Source organism: Polynucleobacter sphagniphilus, from assembly GCF_001953355.1.
Classification (GTDB): domain Bacteria; phylum Pseudomonadota; class Gammaproteobacteria; order Burkholderiales; family Burkholderiaceae; genus Polynucleobacter; species Polynucleobacter sphagniphilus.
Window position 1 is genome coordinate 194,526 of sequence record NZ_MPIY01000001.1, and the last position, 19,250, is coordinate 213,775.

The 19,250-nt window shown below is 46.1% G+C and carries 14 protein-coding genes and 1 tRNA gene; 8 read left to right on the forward strand and 7 right to left on the reverse strand.

All coding sequences use genetic code 11. The features are described 5' to 3' along the window. Positions 1 to 30 precede the first annotated feature (30 nt). Positions 31 to 2,475: a DNA internalization-related competence protein ComEC/Rec2 gene (locus BOQ04_RS01000; RefSeq protein ID WP_483414143.1), complete on the forward strand. Its 2,445-nt coding sequence runs from the start codon at positions 31 to 33 to the stop codon at positions 2,473 to 2,475. A 2-nt stretch (positions 2,476 to 2,477) separates the two neighbouring features. Here the strand turns inward: BOQ04_RS01000 and BOQ04_RS01005 are convergent, their stop codons facing one another. The 5 genes from BOQ04_RS01005 to BOQ04_RS01025 all read right to left on the reverse strand — a co-directional run bounded on the left by BOQ04_RS01005 (position 2,478) and on the right by BOQ04_RS01025 (position 12,585). After that, positions 2,478 to 3,989, reverse strand: coding sequence for an efflux transporter outer membrane subunit (locus BOQ04_RS01005; RefSeq protein WP_198929261.1), 1,512 nt, complete (start codon positions 3,987 to 3,989; stop codon positions 2,478 to 2,480). Further along, a complete protein-coding gene (locus tag BOQ04_RS01010) occupies positions 3,986 to 7,144 on the reverse strand; it encodes an efflux RND transporter permease subunit (protein WP_076022914.1) in 3,159 nt (1,052 codons plus the stop codon). Before BOQ04_RS01010 ends, BOQ04_RS01005 begins: the two co-directional genes overlap by 4 nt. A gap of 23 nt (positions 7,145 to 7,167) precedes the next feature. Next, positions 7,168 to 10,254: an MdtB/MuxB family multidrug efflux RND transporter permease subunit gene (locus BOQ04_RS01015; RefSeq protein WP_076022915.1), complete on the reverse strand. Its 3,087-nt coding sequence runs from the start codon at positions 10,252 to 10,254 to the stop codon at positions 7,168 to 7,170. 39 nt (positions 10,255 to 10,293) lie between these two features. Beyond that, the gene (locus BOQ04_RS01020) at positions 10,294 to 11,826 is read right to left on the reverse strand and encodes an efflux RND transporter periplasmic adaptor subunit (RefSeq protein WP_076022916.1); all 1,533 of its coding nucleotides are present in this window, start codon (positions 11,824 to 11,826) and stop codon (positions 10,294 to 10,296) included. 129 nt (positions 11,827 to 11,955) lie between these two features. After that, a complete protein-coding gene (locus tag BOQ04_RS01025) occupies positions 11,956 to 12,585 on the reverse strand; it encodes a Spy/CpxP family protein refolding chaperone (RefSeq protein WP_083657457.1) in 630 nt (209 codons plus the stop codon). 147 nt (positions 12,586 to 12,732) lie between these two features. On the opposite strand from BOQ04_RS01025, the gene BOQ04_RS01030 reads away from it, so the two are divergent. Genes BOQ04_RS01030 through BOQ04_RS01040 form a run of 3 tightly spaced genes read left to right on the forward strand, consistent with a single transcriptional unit; the run spans position 12,733 to position 14,046 of the window. After that, positions 12,733 to 13,173 (forward strand): DUF3106 domain-containing protein, encoded by a 441-nt coding sequence (locus BOQ04_RS01030; protein WP_076022918.1) that lies wholly within the window; start codon positions 12,733 to 12,735, stop codon positions 13,171 to 13,173. 8 nt (positions 13,174 to 13,181) lie between these two features. Then, the gene (locus BOQ04_RS01035; RefSeq protein WP_158025466.1) at positions 13,182 to 13,754 is read left to right on the forward strand and encodes an RNA polymerase sigma factor; all 573 of its coding nucleotides are present in this window, start codon (positions 13,182 to 13,184) and stop codon (positions 13,752 to 13,754) included. Then, positions 13,741 to 14,046, forward strand: a complete 306-nt coding sequence (locus tag BOQ04_RS01040) for a hypothetical protein (RefSeq protein WP_076022920.1) — start codon at positions 13,741 to 13,743, stop codon at positions 14,044 to 14,046. The genes BOQ04_RS01035 and BOQ04_RS01040 overlap by 14 nt, the downstream gene beginning before the upstream one ends. 39 nt (positions 14,047 to 14,085) lie before the next feature. Here the strand turns inward: BOQ04_RS01040 and BOQ04_RS01045 are convergent, their stop codons facing one another. After that, complete coding sequence (locus tag BOQ04_RS01045) at positions 14,086 to 15,318, reverse strand: voltage-gated chloride channel family protein (protein WP_076022921.1); 1,233 nt, start codon at positions 15,316 to 15,318, stop codon at positions 14,086 to 14,088. Between the two features lie 181 nt (positions 15,319 to 15,499). Here BOQ04_RS01045 and BOQ04_RS01050 point away from each other — a divergent pair, with 181 nt between their 5' ends. Both BOQ04_RS01050 and BOQ04_RS01055 read left to right on the forward strand, forming a co-directional pair. Continuing rightward, complete coding sequence (locus tag BOQ04_RS01050; protein WP_076022922.1) at positions 15,500 to 16,039, forward strand: hypothetical protein; 540 nt, start codon at positions 15,500 to 15,502, stop codon at positions 16,037 to 16,039. A gap of 153 nt (positions 16,040 to 16,192) precedes the next feature. Continuing rightward, positions 16,193 to 16,495: a hypothetical protein gene (locus BOQ04_RS01055; protein ID WP_233126594.1), complete on the forward strand. Its 303-nt coding sequence runs from the start codon at positions 16,193 to 16,195 to the stop codon at positions 16,493 to 16,495. 55 nt (positions 16,496 to 16,550) lie between these two features. Here BOQ04_RS01055 and BOQ04_RS01060 read toward each other — a convergent pair. Beyond that, a tRNA-Met gene (locus tag BOQ04_RS01060) sits at positions 16,551 to 16,627 on the reverse strand. A gap of 258 nt (positions 16,628 to 16,885) precedes the next feature. On the opposite strand from BOQ04_RS01060, the gene BOQ04_RS01065 reads away from it, so the two are divergent. Continuing rightward, complete coding sequence (locus BOQ04_RS01065; protein WP_076023156.1) at positions 16,886 to 18,727, forward strand: potassium transporter Kup; 1,842 nt, start codon at positions 16,886 to 16,888, stop codon at positions 18,725 to 18,727. Next, the gene (locus BOQ04_RS01070) at positions 18,724 to 19,233 is read left to right on the forward strand and encodes a hypothetical protein (protein ID WP_076022923.1); all 510 of its coding nucleotides are present in this window, start codon (positions 18,724 to 18,726) and stop codon (positions 19,231 to 19,233) included. Before BOQ04_RS01065 ends, BOQ04_RS01070 begins: the two co-directional genes overlap by 4 nt. Positions 19,234 to 19,250 lie beyond the last annotated feature (17 nt).

The following is a 19,250-nucleotide window of genomic DNA, read 5'->3' on the forward strand; positions in this document are numbered from 1 at the left end:
TTTATTGCCGGGGGTTCGCTTCTTCTATTTTTGCCGGTTTTACCCGGTTTATGGCTGGAGGGATCTCTCTGCGCAACTGTGATCAGCCTCTTTGGATGCACATTCAGTGGGAGGGTATTAAAACATAATCGGGCCCCTTACCAGTATTTCTGTTTTTGCCTCATATTTTTCTCGCTAGGATTTGCCTGGAACGCATATTACGCACAAGGCCGCCTCAATAATTTATTGCCAACAGAGCTTGAAGGTAAAGATTTGCAGATTGAGGGTAGGGTAAATTCACTCCCCCAAGGCAATGCCTCTGGCGCTAAGTTTTCCTTTTCCGTGGAACGAATGCTGCTTGCTCGTGAAGTAGTAGTTGATTTTCCAGAGCGCATCTATTTAAGTTGGCAGCCTGCTTGGCGCAATCCTGAGGATATTCCAGAAATCGTTCCTGGACAGCGCTGGAAATTACGGGTGAAGTTAAAGCAACCTTACGGCTCATTAAATCCATACACTTTTGATTTCGAGCGCTGGTCTTTTCATCAAAACTATGGCGCAAATGGTTCAGTTAGATCTGGAGAATTAATTTCCAAAAAAGATATTGGGGTAACTGAATTCCCTTTAGCTATCGAGCTCCAGAGATGGAAGTTAAGGAAGAAGATACAGCGTTTACTACCCAAGGGCGCCCCTTATGCAGGTGTGATTATTGCTTTAGTCATGGGCGACCAAAATGCGATTGATCAATCTGATTGGCGTGTATTTAATGCAACGGGTATCGGTCATTTGATTTCGATTTCCGGACTCCACGTCACGATGCTTGCTGGTTTAGGAGCCTCATTCGCTTCTTTTTTATGGCGGCGTCAATCCCTTCCTTTGATTATTCCGGTTAGCAAAGTAGCAGCGGCCTGTGGGTTTTTAACTGCTTTTGTTTATGCCTGGTTGGCTGGATTTCAAATCCCAGCGCAACGAACCATGTATATGGTTGGCGTGGTCGCTTTTGCTTTATGGTCTGGCAGAAATCCTAGATCTTTTGATATTTGGTGGTGGGCTTTAGCTTTAGTTCTGATCTTTGATCCTATGGCGCCCTACACCCCGGGGTTTTGGTTGTCATTTGGGGCGGTCGCGGCAATTCTATATGGGATGGGTAATTCGGATGGTTTATTGGGAATACCCACAGGCAGGGAATTGGAGCTAGGTAAACGAGAGCGTTTTTTGCAGGCGCTGCGAGAGGCATGTCGTGTGCAGGCAATAGTTACCTTTACTTTGTTGCCCGCCACGCTCTATTGGTTCTATCAGTTTTCAGTTATTTCACCAGTGGCAAATGCATTAGCAATTCCGATAGTGAGTTATATCGTTACTCCCTTAGCCATTGGGGGTGCACTTTTACCGGATTTTATTGGTCAATACTTATTGTTACCAGCTCATGCCGCAATGGAATACTTGGCCATGTTCTTGAAATGGCTTGCCGACTTTGATTGGGCGGTAGTGTGGTCTTCACAACCAAGATGGTGGGCTCTCATCATTGCTTTGCTTGGCATTGTTGTTGCTATTCGACCGGGAGAGTTGAAAACATCCTATTGCTCTAGATTGATAGGCCTTTCCTTGTCGACCTGTTTATTTTTCAATCCTGTGGGTTCTGTTCCCTTGGCCTCTGGTGATTTTCGCGCTCATGTGCTCGATATCGGGCAAGGCACATCGGTTTTAATTGAGACGGCGTCACATCAGTTGCTTTATGACACCGGACCCATACAAGGAAAAAAGGATGATGCTGGGCAAAAGGTAATCTTGCCATTCCTGAGAGGAAAGGGGGTAAATCAAATCGATCGCATGGTCATTAGCCATAGCGATAGCGACCATATCGGTGGTGCTACAACGCTTTTAAGAGAAATTAAGTTTAATTTAATGATGGGGTCATTGCCGAGCGGCAATCCCTTATTGCTTGATTTAAAAGGCAGGGGGATTGCCAGCATCCCTTGCCGATACGGCCAGCAGTGGAATTGGGATGGTGTAGATTTTTTAATCTGGCATCCGCAAGAATATACTTTATTTGAGGATCAATATCCCTATAAGCCAAATGAAATGAGTTGCGTGCTTGAAGTGCGCAATCAAAATCATTCGTTGTGGTTGACTGGAGATATAGAGAGACAGGGAGAGGCGGAGTTAGTTGATCGTTTAACGAGTAAACAGATAAAGCATTTGGACGATAAGCAGTTGGTTTTTATGGCGCCACACCATGGAAGTAAGACCTCTTCTTCTATCGAGTTACTGAGCAAATTAAATCCCAATAGGGCCTTTGCTCAAAACGGCTACCGTAATCGATATGGCCATCCTCATCCTTTAGTTACTGCGCGTTATGCCGATCTAGATATTCCCTTTTATCACACCCCCTTAACCGGTATGCAAGAGTGGACTTTTTCTAATCATGCGTATTCAAGGGTCTTATTTTGGAGAGATGAGAATGTCCGTTTATGGCATCGTTTCAGTGGCGAACAATGACTCTATTTGTCGGCAATTTGTTTGACATCCCAACCTCCCCCGAGCGCTGTAATCAAGCCTACATGGGCCGCAATCTGTCGATTTAGAAGGGACATCAATGTTCGTTCATTTGCGAGCTCAGACGCTTGCGATGTTGCCACATCTAAATAAGTGATGACTCCCTCTTTGTATTGGTTCATGCTAATACGTACTGCATCTTGAGCATGCTTGACTGCGCTGGCTTGAGACTTGCTTTCCTTTTGCAACAGCCGCAGAGCAACCAAATTGTCTTCGACGTTCTGAAAGGCTGCCAAAACAGTCTGACGATATTGCGCTACATTTTGGTCGTAGGCTGCCCCAGCTTGTTGATAGGCGCCGATACGAAGACCACCATCAAATAAAGGCTGTGCAAGAGCAGGACCAATCGACCAGTAGCGTAAAGGCATACTTAAGAGACCAGGTAAATCAACACCTTGATATCCACCACTTGCTGAAATCGTTAGGGTGGGGAAGAAGGCGGCGGTGGCTACACCAATTTTGGCATTTGCGGCAGCCATTTGGCGTTCTGCAGCGGCAATGTCAGGACGTCGCTCTAAGAGTGTTGAGGGGACACCTACGGGGACATCTGGTAATTCAGCGACTAATCTTGAGACCGGGCTTACTACCAGGCCAGTAACCGGATCAATTGTGCGCTCTTGAGCTTGCAAAGAGAAAGTTGATGGCGTTTGGCCAACGAGTACTGCAATAGCATGCTCGAGTTGTGCGCGTGCGAGTTGCACATCAATTGCAAGAGCAATTGTTGATTCGAGTAGTGTGCTGGCTTGGGCAACATCTAGCTGCGTTACTATGCCAGCGTTATATTGGTTTGTAGAAATCTGTAGAGATCTTTCGTAAGCTTTGATCGTATCTTCATACATCTTGATTTGCATATCAGCGATACGAAGCTGAAAATACGTTTGGGCTAATGTTGCTTGGGTTGAAAGTCGCACAGCATCTAATTGGGCGGCGCTAGCTTGAGCATTATCCCCACTAGCCTCTACATTGCGCCTCACTTGACCCCAAATATCGGGCACCCAACTGGCACCGATATTGGCATTGAAGGTTTGATCAATAGTTGAAAATCCACCATTAGAGTTTCCGTTAAGTGTTCCTCTATTGCCACTACCATTTGCGGTTAATGTGGGGAAGAGTGCCGCCCGTGCTTGGGTTAGAAGGGCAGTTGCTTGACGGTATTGGGCATCAGCAGCAATGATATTTTGGTTGTCAACATTGACCTTCTCCATCAACTGATTAAGTACGGGGTCTTTATAGATCAGCCACCATTTTGTATTCAAACCCGCTTCATTGGGCTGCGCAAGTTTCCAGCCATCACCGCTTTGCATGCCATCCAGCTCTTTATAGCTGGGTGCAGTTGCGCTGTCTGGTTTTTTGTAGTCAGGGCCAACCATACAGCCTGTCATTAGTGAAAAAAGACTAATCGCACATAGCGCCTTGAGTGCCGTATTGGGATGCATGATTTTGCTTGCGTTACTCATTTTCTTTTCCACTTCCAGGTACGAAAACGTTCCATGTAAAGATAAACCACTGGTGTTGTATAAAGCGTTAGTAGTTGACTCATGATGAGTCCGCCTACGATCGAAATTCCTAAGGGTCTATGAAATTCTGCACCATCACCCGATCCAATGGCCAGTGGGATAGCCCCTAGAATCGCTGCCATTGTGGTCATTAAGATAGGGCGAAAGCGCAATAAACATGCCTTGTAGATTGCATCTTGCGCCGATAAGCCATCGGTTCTTTGTGCGTGAATAGCATAGTCAATCATCATGATGGCATTCTTTTTAACAATGCCAATGAGCAAAATCACGCCAATTAAAGCAATGATACTAAATTCAGTATTGCAAATCATCAGCGCAAGAAGGGCTCCAACACCGGCTGATGGAAGAGTTGAGAGAATCGTAATGGGGTGAATCAAGCTTTCATACAAGATGCCCAAGACAATATACACAGTAATGAAGGCTGCCAATATCAACCAAGGTTGACTGGAGAGGGAATCTTGAAATGCCTTTGCGGTGCCCTGAAAGCTACCCCTGACGGTATTGGGAACATTAAGTCTATCCATCATGGCATAAATAGCATCGGATGCTTGTCCAAGTGATACACCTTGTGGAAGGTTAAAAGAAATAGTATTGGCAGTAAATTGACTCTGGTGATTGACTACCAAAGGCGTATTAGTTGAGGCGTATGTAGAGAAGGCTGCCAGGGGAACTTGACCTCCTACCACCTTTGTACCCGGGGCATGCACAGCATTAATGGGTATAGTTGCCGCAGTTATTGACTGAGCAGCCCCAACGGAGAACGAGTTCGGGGTTGGTGCTGAAGTGCTGACATAAATCTGCTTTAGCGTTTCTGGGTTCTGCCAATATTTGGGAGCCACCTCCATCACCACATGATATTGATTGAGTGGATTAAAGATGGTGGAGACTTGGCGCTGACCAAAAGCATCATTCAGAGTGGTATCAATGAGATTGGTAGTAAGACCAAGCTTAGCTGCCGTGTCGTGATCGATGGTGAGGGTTGTTTGAATGCCTTTATCTTGAGCATCGGTATTAACATCAACCAGTTCAGGCAAATCAGTCATAGCAAAACGAATCTTAGGCCCCCAGGTTCTTAGGTCCTCAAGGTTATCTCCCAGTAGCGTAAATTGATACAGGGCATTACTTGCTCTCCCGCCAATCCGAATATCTTGCACTGGCTGCAAGAAGAGTGTTGCACCTGCCACTACATTGAGTTTGCGGCGTAATCTACCAAGCACTTCATCCATACTGCTTTGACGAAGATCGAGTGGCTTAAGAACAATAAATAAACTTCCTGTATTGGTTTGACCGCCACCATTAAAACTGACTACTTTGCCTACATCCGGATCTTGCATGGCAATTTTCATAAATTGCGCCATCTTTAATTGCATTGCCTGAAAAGAGATAGCTTGATCTGCCTGGACGCTGCCAATCATTCTGCCGGTATCTTGTTGTGGAAAAAAACCTTTGGGTATGTTGATGTAAAGATAGATATTAAGTCCAATGACCGTAAATAAAATCATCATCATCATGCGTCGATGTTGCAGAGCGTATTCAAGTGAGCTCGCATAATGCTTATTTACACTGGCGAAGAACTTTTCAATTGCCAACATAAAACGGTTATGCGTTCCCTTATCGTGGGCTTTGAGTAATTTGGCACATAGCATTGGGGTTGCGGTGAGAGAAATTACCAGAGACACTGTAATAGCCACCGATAGAGTGATGGCAAATTCTCGGAAAAGCCGCCCAACAATTCCGCCCATCAATAGAATTGGAATAAATACAGCTACCAGCGAGATGGTGATCGATATCACTGTAAAACCAACTTCTTTTGCGCCTGCAATCGCCGCGGCTAGTGGCGTCTCGCCCTGTTCAATCCTGCGTGCAATCACTTCAAGAACCACAATGGCATCATCAACGACAAATCCAGTGGCAATCGTTAGGGCCATTAAGGAAAGATTGTTGAGAGAGAAGCCGCATAAGTACATCGCGGCAAAGGTTCCAACCAGCGAGACTGGTACGGCAATGCTTGGAATAATGGTTGCACGCGCATTACCTAAAAATAGGAACACCACCATCACCACCAGAATGACTGAGATGATTAGGGTGCGCTCGACCTCGCGCAAAGAGGCGCGAATGGTTGGCGTCCGATCTAATGCAATATCCATATCAATAGCCGCTGGTATGGAGGCCTTCAGTTGCGGTAGTAGGGCTTTAACACCCTCTACGGTATCGATGATGTTCGCGCCCGGCTGACGCCAGATGACCAGTAGTACAGCTGGCTTACCATTGGCTAGACCGCCATTGCGCAAATCCTCAACAGAGTCAACAACCTCTGCAAAATCCTGAATGCGCACCGGTGCACCATTGTGATAACCAACAATCACCGGCATATAGTCTTTTGCAGTACTGGAAGTGTCGTTTGCCACTAGTTGCCAGGCGCGATCGCCGCTTTCAATAACACCTTTGGGTCGAACCGTATTGGATGCCGCAATGGCGGTGCGGACATTCTCAAAACCAATCCCTAGTGCAGACATGAGGGTGGGGTTGATTTCCACTCGAACTGCTGGAAGAGAGCTGCCCCCCACCGTAACTTGTCCTACCCCTTTGGACTGCGAGAGCTTTTGTGCCAAGATAGTGGAGGCGGCATCGTACAGCTGCGCTCTGGGCATAGTGTCAGAGGTCAAGCTGATAATCAGAATCGGCGCATCGGCTGGATTGACTTTGCGATAAGTGGGATTACTTGGTAGTCCGGTTGGCAAAAGTGCGTGAGCCGCATTAATGGCGGCTTGGACATCATTTGCGGCACCATCAATATTGCGACTCAGATCAAACTGCAGGGTGATGCGGGTTGAGCCTAATGAGCTCGATGAAGTCATTTCGGTAACGCCAGCAATGCGGCCCAGTGAGCGCTCAAGAGGGGTTGCTACAGTTGCCGCCATCGTTTCTGGGCTAGCTCCAGGCAGACTGGCCGATACGGAGATCGTCGGAAAATCGACCTGTGGCAATGGCGAGACTGGCAGCAATCGAAATGCTGTAATACCTGCCAGCATGATTGCTAGCATCAATAGCGTGGTGGCAATTGGCCGATGAATAAATGGTACGGAGATATTCATCAACGAATTCGTTTATTCATGGATTAATTGTTACGACTGGCTTGGTAAGTTTTAATGCGCCTAGAGAGTCGATCAAAGGCTAGATAAATTACCGGAGTAGTAAATAAGGTCAGCACTTGACTTAACAGCAATCCACCGACCATAGTGATACCTAGGGGGTGGCGCAGTTCAGAGCCGGTACCCGTACCAAGCATGAGCGGTAAGGCGCCTAATAGAGCGGCCATTGTTGTCATCAGAATCGGGCGCAAACGTAAGAGGCAAGCCTCATAAATCGCCTCCCTCGGTGTTTTACCTTCAACCCGCTCGGCCTCAAGAGCAAAGTCAATCATCATGATGGCGTTCTTCTTCACAATGCCAATCAACAAGATAATGCCGATAACACCAATGATGCCTAAGTCATTACCAGAAATGATGAGTGCAAGTAATGCGCCTACACCAGCAGATGGTAGGGTCGACAAAATCGTAATCGGGTGGATATAGCTTTCATATAAAACACCCAAGACGATGTACATGCAAATAATTGCTGCAAAAATAAGGGTGACGGTATTGCCTAGGGAGGCATTAAATGCTTTGGACGCACCTTGAAAGCGTGTAATTAAGCTGGCAGGAACCTGCATGTCATTTTGCGCATCTGTAATTGCTTGCACAGCATCACCTAAAGAGGCAGTGCGACTAAGATTAAATGAAATGGTTGCAGCAGGAAATTGGCCTTGATGGTTAATATTCAGCGAACCATAGCGCTCCTCAATATCAGCCAGCACGCTCAATGGGATTTGTTTGCCGCCTGCACCTGGAACATAAATTTGATCTAGGGCATTGAGTCCTGGTTCCGGGCTTGGCATAGCTTCGAGAACAACACGATATTGATTGGTCTGAGTAAAGATAGTTGAGATCAGTCGCTGACCATAAGCGTTATAAAGCGCATTATCGATTGAGGCAATGGTTACTCCGAGGCGTCCAGCAATATCACGATCAATATTGATATAGGACTGCAAGCCCTTGTTCTGTAAATCGCTGGCAACATCACTTAATTGGGAAAGCGTCTTGAGTTTCTCGACAATCTTCGGGGTCCACTCATTTAATTCGGCAGCATTAGCGTCCTCAAGGGTAAATTGATATTGAGTGCGACTCACTCGATCTTCGATAGTGAGATCTTGTACCGGCTGAAGAAATAGTTTGATATCGGATAGTTGATCTACTTTGCTTTGCAGACGACGCAATACGGTTTTGACATCATCACGCGAATTATGTGCCTTGAGATTGATGAGCATTCGGCCATTATTCAAAGTGGCATTAGTGCCATCGACCCCAATAAATGAAGATAGACTTTCAACATCTGGATCTTTGAGGATGATGTCTGCCAAAGCTTGTTGGCGACTGGCCATTGCTTGATAAGAGATTGACTGGGGTGCCTCTGAAATGCCCTGGATCATGCCCGTATCTTGAATTGGGAAGAAGCCTTTCGGTATAAAGATATAGAGCAGAACAGTTAAAACCAAGGTCAGGACTGCTACTACTAGAGTTGATTTTTGACGATCAAGTACCCAGTTCAATCCGCGGCTATATTGATGAATGAGTCGATCAAACTGAGCGCCACTCCAGTGATAGAACTTCGATTGTTTGGATTCAGGGATATGGTGCAGCAGCAGAGCGCACATCATCGGCGTGAGGGTTAGTGACACTACTGCCGAAATAATGATGGCAACTGCTAAGGTCACAGCAAATTCTCTAAATAGTCTACCAACTACATCACCCATGAATAGCAGTGGAATCAGCACGGCAATCAGCGAAATAGTAAGTGAGATGATCGTAAAGCCAATTTGTTTCGATCCTTTGAGCGCAGCCTCTAAAGGCTTGTCACCCTCCTCGATATAGCGAGAGATATTTTCAATCATCACAATCGCATCATCAACCACAAAGCCGGTGGCAATTGTTAAAGCCATCAGTGAGAGGTTATTGAGCGAGAAGCCTGCCCAACTCATGATTCCAAACGTACCAATTAATGATAGGGGAACTGCAACGCTTGGAATGATGGTGGCTGGAACGCTTCGCAGAAATACGTAAATGACTAAAACAACGAGCAAGATGGAGAAAAGGAGCTCTATCTGGACATCATCAACAGAGGCGCGGATCGTGCTTGTTCTATCGGTCAGAATATTAACTTCTAGTGACTGGGGCAGCGTGGCTGATAGTTGTGGCAATAGCTTTTTAATTTGATCAACTACTTGAATCACGTTCGCGCCAGGTTGGCGCTGAATGTTCAGAATGATCGCCGGCTGCTTATTGGCCCATGCTCCTAGGCGAACGTTTTCAGGACCGCTCACCACCTTAGCAACATCCGATACCCTGACAGGGGCACCATTGTTGTAGGTGATGATCAGGTTCTCATAACCCTCAGCCGATTTAATTTGATCGTTTGCATCAATCGTTGAAGATTGGAATGGACCATCAAAACTGCCTTTTGCTGAATTGACATTGGCATTGCCAATCGCTACCCGGACATCATCCAAGCTCAAGCCTTTGCTCGCGAGCGCTCGAGGGTTAGCAATAATGCGTACCGCTGGTCTTTGGCCACCAGAAACGCTGACTAAACCAACGCCTGGAATTTGTGAGATCTTTTGTGCAAGGCGGGTATCGACTAAATCCTCGACGCGAGTTAATGGGAGCGTAGCTGAAGTGATCGCTAAAGTCAGAATTGGGGTATCGGCGGGATTTACTTTGTTGTAGATCGGGGGCGCAGGTAGATCGCCTGGCAATAAAGAGTTGGCGGCGTTAATGGCTGCCTGAACTTCTTGTTCTGCTACATCAAGACTGAGATCGAGTCCAAATTGCAGAACAATCACTGAGGCCCCACCGGAGCTCACAGAAGACATTTGATTTAAACCCGGCATCTGACCAAACTGGCGCTCAAGCGGGGCTGTCACTAATGAGGCCATGACATCAGGACTACCGCCTGGGTAAAGGGTGACTACTTGAATGGTCGGGTAGTCAACTTGAGGCAGGGAAGAGATTGGCAAACTGCGATAGGCCAGAATACCGCCCAATAAAATTGCCACCATCAATAATGAGGTGGCAATCGGGCGGAGGATGAATATCCTGGATGGATTCATGGGGACCTTAGAAGCTCTCTATGTAATGAGGTGGGGTAACTAAGGCTTACTGGCTTGACCGGAACCCTTAGCTCCTTTACCACCAGCATTTGCAGCCCCAGATGCTTGCCCAACCATGACTTTTGCGCCATTGCGCAACTTATCTGTGCCATCGACTACTACGATGTTTCCAGGCTCAAGACCTTCAAGTACCTGCACGTTATAGCCATCGACAGGGCCGAGCTTGACAGGCACAACTGAGACGGTATTGTTTGAGTTGAGTCGGTATACAAAGGTGCCTGGTGTACCACGCTGAACCGCGGGCACTGGAACGACCACAACATCGGATAGAACGTCCAGTATCACCCGAACATTAACAAATTGATTCGGGAAAAGATTCATCTCATCGTTAGAGAAAATGCCCCGTAACTTTACCGTTCCTGTGGTGATATCAATTTGGTTATCAATGCTTTCAAGATAACCTGTGGATAATTTTTTAGTACTATCACTGTTCCAGGATTCCACTGGAATAATTATTTTTTCAGGGGCATTGCTTGTGCTATCGGTTTTGGCGCTGCGGTTTTGCTTACTATGATCTGTATATGAGGCATTAGCTGGAGGCACGGTTTTAATGGTGTCAACGATCGCTATGACTTCAGGAGGCGGTGGCTCTTGTAAGAATTTTCTAAACGAAGGAATGACTTCCTGGGGAACTGAGAAAAGAACCGTAGTGGGTTGTAGTTGGGTAATAACAAATAAACCAGTGGCATTATTTGGTTGCACCAAATTACCTGGGTCAACTAGTCGCATACCAATTCGACCATTGATGGGGGATGTAATGTGCGCAAATTCGAGTTGCAATTTTGCGTTGCTGACCAAGCCTTCATCAGTGAGGACATTGCCTTTGTACTGCTCTACTAAGGACTTTTGAGTTGCGTAGACTTGCTTGGATATCGAATCTTGCTTGAGCAATGTGTCGTAACGCTTCAAGTCGAGCTCAGCATTGGCTAACAGGGCTTTGTCTTTACTTAAAGTACCTTCAGCTTGCTTGAGACTTGCCTCAAAAGGGCGGGGGTCAATCAGGGCTAGTAATTGACCGGCTTGAACCAGGTCACCCTCTTTAAAAAATACTTTACTCAAGATGCCACTTACTTGTGGAAAAACGGTCACAGTATTTCTTGGGGTAACGGTACCTAGCGCAGTCTGGACCACCGTAATTTTGCCAAGCTTTACCGGGGATGTGACTACTGAAACAGGGCGCATCCGGGCATCACGTGCTTTAGTGTCCTCTACAAATCCACCAATGAAATGCCAAAGGGTACTGAGCACAATATAAATGGCGATATAGAGAATAATTTGAGTAGCTTTAAAGCTGAGTGCGAACTCTTGATTTTTACTGACGCGACGAACGAGTGTTTCCAGCCTTGGTTGGGTGTAAGCAACCATCTTGAAGTTCGCCACCTTTAGTTTTTGGATGCCCAATAAGATCTTCACCTTGCAGTAATTGAAAGTCCTTAACCAAACAGGATTACTTTTCAGACGTCCCCATAAATTTTGACTGGCTGAAAGCAGTTTTTCTAATAATTTTTTCATTACATTCGCATTGTGAGCTACATCAAGTCATGCCTCAGGAGGACCGCTCCAGGCTTGACTTAGTTTAACAAGACTACAGGTACTGCCGGTGGCGCATCAAGGTATGTTTAGTAGCTCCGCCAAAAGTATCTAGTTGGGCGCCCATTTGCCATTATCGGCTGGAGGGTTGCCACCCATATCCGGCAGGTTGTAGCTCGACTGATTGGGGAGTTTTTGGGGGCTTGCGGCAATAAAGCTGCTTATTTTGCTGTCAAAAATACCTTTTTGTTCATTGCTTAGGAGTTTGTAGAGGGGTTTGGCGGTTTCCTCAACTTCTTTTAGGCTGGTATAGCGGCTTTTTGCATTTTCCTCAGCAGTATTGAGATACTTGAGGGCATCGCCTTGGGGTGCTGTACCACTATTGAGCCTAGCCCTTTCTTTGGCAACATCGCTGGCATAGATACGCACCTTGCTTGCAAAGTTATCCCAAGCTTTTGTTTGATCTTGCGTGAGCTTTAGGCTGGTTTCCAGCTGAGAAAGGCCTGCCTCCATTTGTTCATAAGTCAATAGATTGGCCCCTGGGCTTGGGGTATTGGCATGGTTATTCTGGGAGCCGGCATTGCTATTTGAGTTCTGGCTATTGGAATTGCCGCCACGTCTCATGCTGGACATGCCTGAATTGATCAGGCCGCCCCATTGCGCATTGGCCTCCTGTATGGGTGACAAGACAGTCAGTAGGGTTAGTATGAAAAGAGTGGATCGAAGTGAAAAAGCGGTCATGGCAGTTATGAAGTGATTAATCGGATGCAGCTCATTAGACTAATTGGACGCTTAAATACTTACGATCATGATGAAATATATTTTTGTACAAGCCATAAGTATTTCATAGGCTATCCAGTCTAAATGCCAACAAATAAGGAGAAATAGATGAAAAGAGCAATACAGGGTTTCATGATGGCAAATATTTTATTGGTTAGCACTATTGGGCTAGCTTCAGCGGCTTTGCCTGAGCCTCAAGACCCTCAGGTTGTGGCGAATATGACTTTTGAGCAAAGAATGCAAATGTCAAAGGATTTGCGTGAGCAGTTTAAGCAGGCGACCCCAGAGGAGCGTCGTGAGTACCGCCAAAAACTGCATGCCAAATTTAAGGCTTTAAGCCCCCAGGAGCGTAAAGCATTGCGTGACAAGATGCATGCGCAGTGGGAGGCCTTAACACCCGCCCAAAAGAAGGAGTTGCGTGATAATCGCAAAGCAATGATTGCCTCTATGACTCCTGAGGAACGCGCGGAAATGAAAAAAGAGCGGTCCGAGTGGATGCAGGCTCATCCAAATGCGCAAGATCATTGGAATAAGCCAATGAATAACTAGGAATCGGTTTGAGTTTATTTACCGGTAAACAATATCGGGCTGAGCAGGATTTACTGAAAAAAGCAGTAGCTGGTGATTCTGGTGCGTCGCAGGAGATTATCCGATCCCTTAGCCAGTCAGCCTACTCGCTTGCCTGGAAAATGCTAGGGCGCCGTGAAGATGCTGAGGACGTTGTGCAAGAGGCCTTCATCAGGCTTTGGCGCTCAGCAGCTAACTTTAATGGCAAGTCAGCTTTATCCACTTACTTTTATGCAATTGTGAGCAATCTGAGTTTGGATCGCTTAAAAGCAATGAATAAAACGGCTTTTGAGGTGTTTGACGAGTTAGAGAATCTGCCTGCCGAGTTGGTTCATGTCGATTTTTCGGACACGTTTGATTCTGGGCGAATTTCAGAAGCAGTGCGTTCTTTGAGTGTGAAGCAGAGGATGGCAATCTTAATGTGGGCATATCAAGATTTAACTGCGGCAGAAATTGCCAAGGTCATGGGGATGAATAAGAACAGCGTCGATCAGCTATTGTTTCGCGCTAAATTGAAATTGAAGTCTGAATTAGAAAAAGGTGGTGCATATGCGGACAACTGAAAACAAAAATCTACAAAAACTGTTGGACCAAATATCTGTCCCCTGCTCTTCTGTTCATTTTGAGAAAACTCTGCATCAGGATTGGCGCAGAGTGGTGCATCAGGAGGTTTACCCCAGTCATCGCATGTCTCATGTGCTGACCTTGGCAAAGTCGCATCGCCGCCTTACTGCTTTTATAGTGGCCGCTGCATTTTTGGCTTCAGCCCTGATGGGCCAACATTTACTGAGCTCTCAAGAAGAGGATTTACGTCAAATGGATACGCTTTCAGAATTGAGTCTATCGACTCTTTAGGCGGCTTAAAGAAGTCTCTTCCCTTTGCCCCTCTCCCGATTAAGGTTGAGGGGTTTTTTCTTGATGGGATCGTTGCGCGCTATAAATGCTCGAATGACCAGAGAATAGATAGCTCACCACGCAAGTAATGGCAGCATAGATGCCTACTTCCCCGCCAAACAATTCCATGGCCATGACCATGGATGCAAGAGGTGTGTTTGCGGCGCCTGCAAATACCGCAACAAAACCCACACCCGCTAATAATGAGAAGGGCATATCCAAGAGGGGGGCCAAGGCGTTCCCTAAGGTCGCCCCTATATAAAACAGGGGAGTGACTTCGCCCCCTTTAAATCCGCTGCCAAGAGAGGTGATCGTGAAAATCATCTTTCCTAAAAAATCGTACGGAGCGACTGGTTGATTAAAGGCCTCATAGATAGTGGGGATGCCCAACCCAATATAGCGATCTGACCCCATTAGATAAGTGGCAGCTATGATCGCTATCCCGCCAATGAATGGCCTCAGAGGAGCATAAGCAACGATCTTCTTAAAGTAGGCCGTAAGGTGATGGGTAGTCTCTGCAAAAGCTTTTCCAGTCAGGCCAAACGCTACGCCGGCAATCACCATGGCAAATAGTCCCCATGACGTTATTGCAGGGATTACTTGAATGCTGTATTGGGTGTGGTGAACACCCCAAAGTAAAGAAATCTGATCTGCAATGATGGCGGCAGTCATGCAAGGAAAAATCGCATCGTAGCGCATGCTGCCAACAATCAGGACCTCAAGGCCGAAGATGGCGCCAGCCAAGGGCGTTCCAAACACGGAGGCAAAGCCAGCGCTAATACCGGCCATGAGAATAATTTTGCGATCTTCGGAATTAAATTGAAAGAGATGGGTGAGTTGGTCTGCTAACGCGCCACCCATTTGAACTGCCGTTCCTTCTCTGCCAACCGATGCACCAAATAGGATGGAGATGATATTGCCAAAAAAGACGAAGGGGGCCATCCGAAAAGGGATGATTCTTTTAGGATCATGAATTTCATCGATCAGCAGGTTATTGCCTCTTTCGACATGTTCCCCAAACCGTAAATAGATCCAACCTACAGCAAAGCCAGCCACTGGCAGTAAAAAGATGAGCCAGTGATTTGCGGTGCGGGTATCGGATGCCCATTCCAAGGCAATCAAAAGAAATGCGGATGCTGTTCCTGAAAGAATTGCAATTGCCGTTGTGATTACCAGCCATTTACCCAAATAGGGAATCAGCTTCATTTGCTCGAAAAATGGTGGTTTTGGCATATGTGTGAATATTCTAAGTGAATAGGCCCTCAGTTAAGCTAAAAACTTCGTTTTCGGCCCAAAAGTCAGCGACATCACCCAGATTGACTTATTTTGTTTCTTGGAAATATGAAACAATGGGTTTTGACTGATTTGGCGCTATTGCCACATCCAATCTTTTATTCAAATTAAAGGCTTCAAAATGTACCGTATCGCTCTTTTCCTCCTGCTGACTATGAGTCTGGTTGCTTGTCATAACAACGAGAAGATAATTGAGGCGCAAGAAGCAAATGATGTTTACAAGGCAACCATGGCTTCGCCAAGCCCCCTTAATGGTGAGAAGGTGTATGTTGGGCCATCAATCAATACTATGGATGATGCCAACACATTTGAGATGTATAGCTTGGTAAGTGAGGCCTCTCCAAAGGGATCGAAGTCTTATCAGTTGATGGTATTGCTGACCTACTTTAAAGAGTGGCGTTACTACGATTCAGCTACCTTGGAGAATAATCCAGCCACTACCTTCAAATCCGTCTCCAGGGAGGCAGGGGTTTGTGATGATAGGGGTTGTATTTTCAAAGAGTTGATGTCCATTCAGCTGACGGATGCTTTTTTACGCGACCATCTTAAAAAAGGTTTTCAGATCAGCGTTTCATCAAAAGTTGGCATTAAGAGTGACCTCTTCGTGCCGCCCGAATACATAAAGGGCTACCTCAAAGCTGTAGATGGGCCTAGTAAGTAAGACCTCGAAGGCCCTTGCAAATGAGTGATGATTTAAAAAACACAAACAGAGTCAAATTCGAAAAAAGAGTGCAAATTGCCATATTTACACTCATTGTCTTGGTATTCGTGCTGGCCTACGTACCATGGTGATGTCCTTTACTAAAGAGATCAATTGAACAAACAAAGCACCCATTTCACTCTATTGATGGTATCGCTCCTACTTACCATTCCTATGGGCGCACATGCTCAAAATACTACCTACTCTCCTTATACAAAGGAGCAGTTAAAGGAATTCAATTCTCAACCGCTGGCACCCGCAGTTGCTGTAGATGAAGTAGATGGAGAATCAAACCCCAGAGTGCCAAAGATTGATAGTAAGTACTTTCGTCAGCCTGAGGGCGAGGAGGAAGCCGAAGTACTAGAAACTGGATCCTCAGATCCCTACACCCCAATACAACCGATGTTTACCTTCTAAGGTCAGAAAAGCAAAAAGGCTTCTGAGTCAATTGACCTAGAAGCCTTCTACTGTTTGGTTGCGGGGGCAGGATTTGAACCTACGACCTTCGGGTTATGAGCCCGACGAGCTGCCAGACTGCTCCACCCCGCGTCTGAAGCTAATATTCTACCATTTTTTCAACCCCTGTGTCGAGGCTTTCCTTCAATAAAGTAATAAATAAGGGGGTTTTGAGGGGTAAACTCACCCCTCAATCAGCTGGCATAAGGAGTAATATATTGCCACGCAACAACAGGGCGGAACATATTCATGTCAGTCAGTAATCCAGAGTTTTCAGAGTCATCCTTGCTAAGGCCAGTAGAGATCTCCCGCGAAGACCATCTACCTAAAAAAGGTGCCTCTCTTGCGCTAATGATGGCAGCCATTGGCGTTGTGTTCGGAGATATTGGCACTAGTCCTCTCTATGCCCTTAAGGAATGCTTCAGTCCTGAGCACGGTATTCCATTCTCGGCGGATGCGGTTTATGGCGTTATTTCAATGGTCTTTTGGGCCTTTGCAATCGTTGTGTCTCTAAAGTACGTCTTGTTTGTGATGCGTGCGAACAATAATGGAGAAGGCGGCATCTTAGCCTTAATGGCTTTGGCCTTGCGTACTGCACCAGCCGGATCCAAAAGAGCGTTTTTGATCATCATGTCAGGTGTCTTTGGTGCCTGTATGTTTTATGGCGATGCAATTATCACTCCAGCAATTTCAGTTTTATCTGCGGTTGAAGGTATGGAAGTGATTTCACCTGATTTCACACGCTATGTTCTGCCGACCACCATTCTCATTCTAATTCTTTTATTTTTTATTCAAAAAACGGGTACCGCGGTTGTAGGAAACCTTTTTGGGCCAGTCATGTTGGTATGGTTTGCGGTGATTGGCCTGATGGGTCTCAATCAGGTGGTTCAGAACCCGGCCATCTTCGCCGCTGTTAATCCCTTATATGCGGTGCGTTTCATGCAGGAGAACGCTCTGCAAGGTTTCATTGTGCTTGGCGCTGTTTTCTTGGTGCTGACAGGTGCTGAAGCGCTCTATGCAGACATGGGTCATTTTGGGGCTAAACCAATTCGTATGGGCTGGTTCTTCGTGGTCATGCCATGCTTAATATTGAATTACTTTGGCCAAGGCGCAATGTTTTTAAATAATCCTGAAGCCATTCAAAATCCATTCTTTTTGATGGTTCCAGAAGCCTTTGTTTTCCCTCTCGTAATCCTGGCAACTGTTGCCACGGTGATTGCTTCGCAAGCCGTCATTTCTGGCGCGTTCTCGATGACTAGTCAAGCTATCTTGTTGGGATTTGTACCGCGCATGAAAGTGCAGCATACCTCTGATAAAGAGATTGGCCAAATTTATATGCCATTGATCAATTGGACCTTATTGGTTTTGGTAGTAGCTGTTGTATTGGCTTTCAAGAAGTCTGAAAACTTGGCGGCTGCCTATGGCATTGCTGTGACGACCACTATGATCGTGACAACATTTTTAGCGGCCATTGTGATGCGTGTGGTGTGGCGCTGGAACACGATTTTAGTATCTTTGGTTATTGGCGCCTTCTTGGTAGTGGACTTTGCTTTCTTGCTGGCAAACTTATTAAAAATCATGGAGGGTGGTTGGTTCCCATTGCTATTGGGTGCCGCCTGCTTCTTACTCCTAATGACTTGGTATCAAGGGCGTCAATTACTGCGCCAACATGCGACTGATAACGGTATCGAATTAAAAGGCTTCATTGACAGCCTGATGAAACATCCGCCCCATCGGGTGGAGGGTACTGCCATCTTCTTAACTGCTCACGTTGATTATTTGCCAGTGTCTTTCTTGCACAATCTCAAGCACAATCATGTCTTGCATGAGCGGGTCTTCTTCTTAAAAGTGAGTATTTGGGATGTACCTTATGTGAAAGACGATGAGCGAATTACTTTGCGAGATCTAGGTAATGGTATTTACGTCGTCCGTGCCGTATATGGCTTTAATGAAACGCCAGATATGTTGAAGATTTTGGAGTTGATTGAGCATAATTCTGATCTGAAATTTGACTTAATGAATACCTCCTTCTTCTTATCTAGGGACACGATTGTTTCTACGGAAATTCCAGGAATGGCCATGTGGCGTGAACGTTTATTCTGCTGGATGTATCAGAATGCTGGTCGCCAATCCGATTTCTTTAAGATTCCCACCAATCGTTTGGTTGAACTGGGCGCGAAGGTAGAAATTTGAGAGTCTGTTTTTCATTACGTGCCAAAGTATTTTTATCAATACTGCTTTTGGTTTGCTCTTTTAGTAGGGTGGCATTCGCTACCCCCGAAGAGGACGCCGAGTTAGTGCGCTTGGATAAAATTGACCAAGAGCTTGAATTGCAGCGAGATTGGGCTAAGTACCGCTGGGGTGCTGCCCAGCATGATTGCTATAGCCTTTATTTGGTGAACCGCTGTTTGCGTAATGCACGTGCTCAATATCGCAAAGAAATTGATCCCATTCAGGAGCAGCAGGTAGCACTCCATGCAGTGCAGAGAAAGCTAAAGGCGAGTGTCAAAGATCAGAATGATGCTAAGCGTGCAGCAGATCTGGCATCTCCAGAAAAGGCTGCAGAGCGGGCGGATAATCAACGTGAATTCGAGCAAAAACAAAAAGATGCGGCAGCACGTGCAGCAGATTTAGAGCAGCGTCGTAAGGATGCGCCAAAACGCTCGCAAGAAAATAAAGCGGGCACCCAGCTCGATTGATCTGTTTCCACCGACCC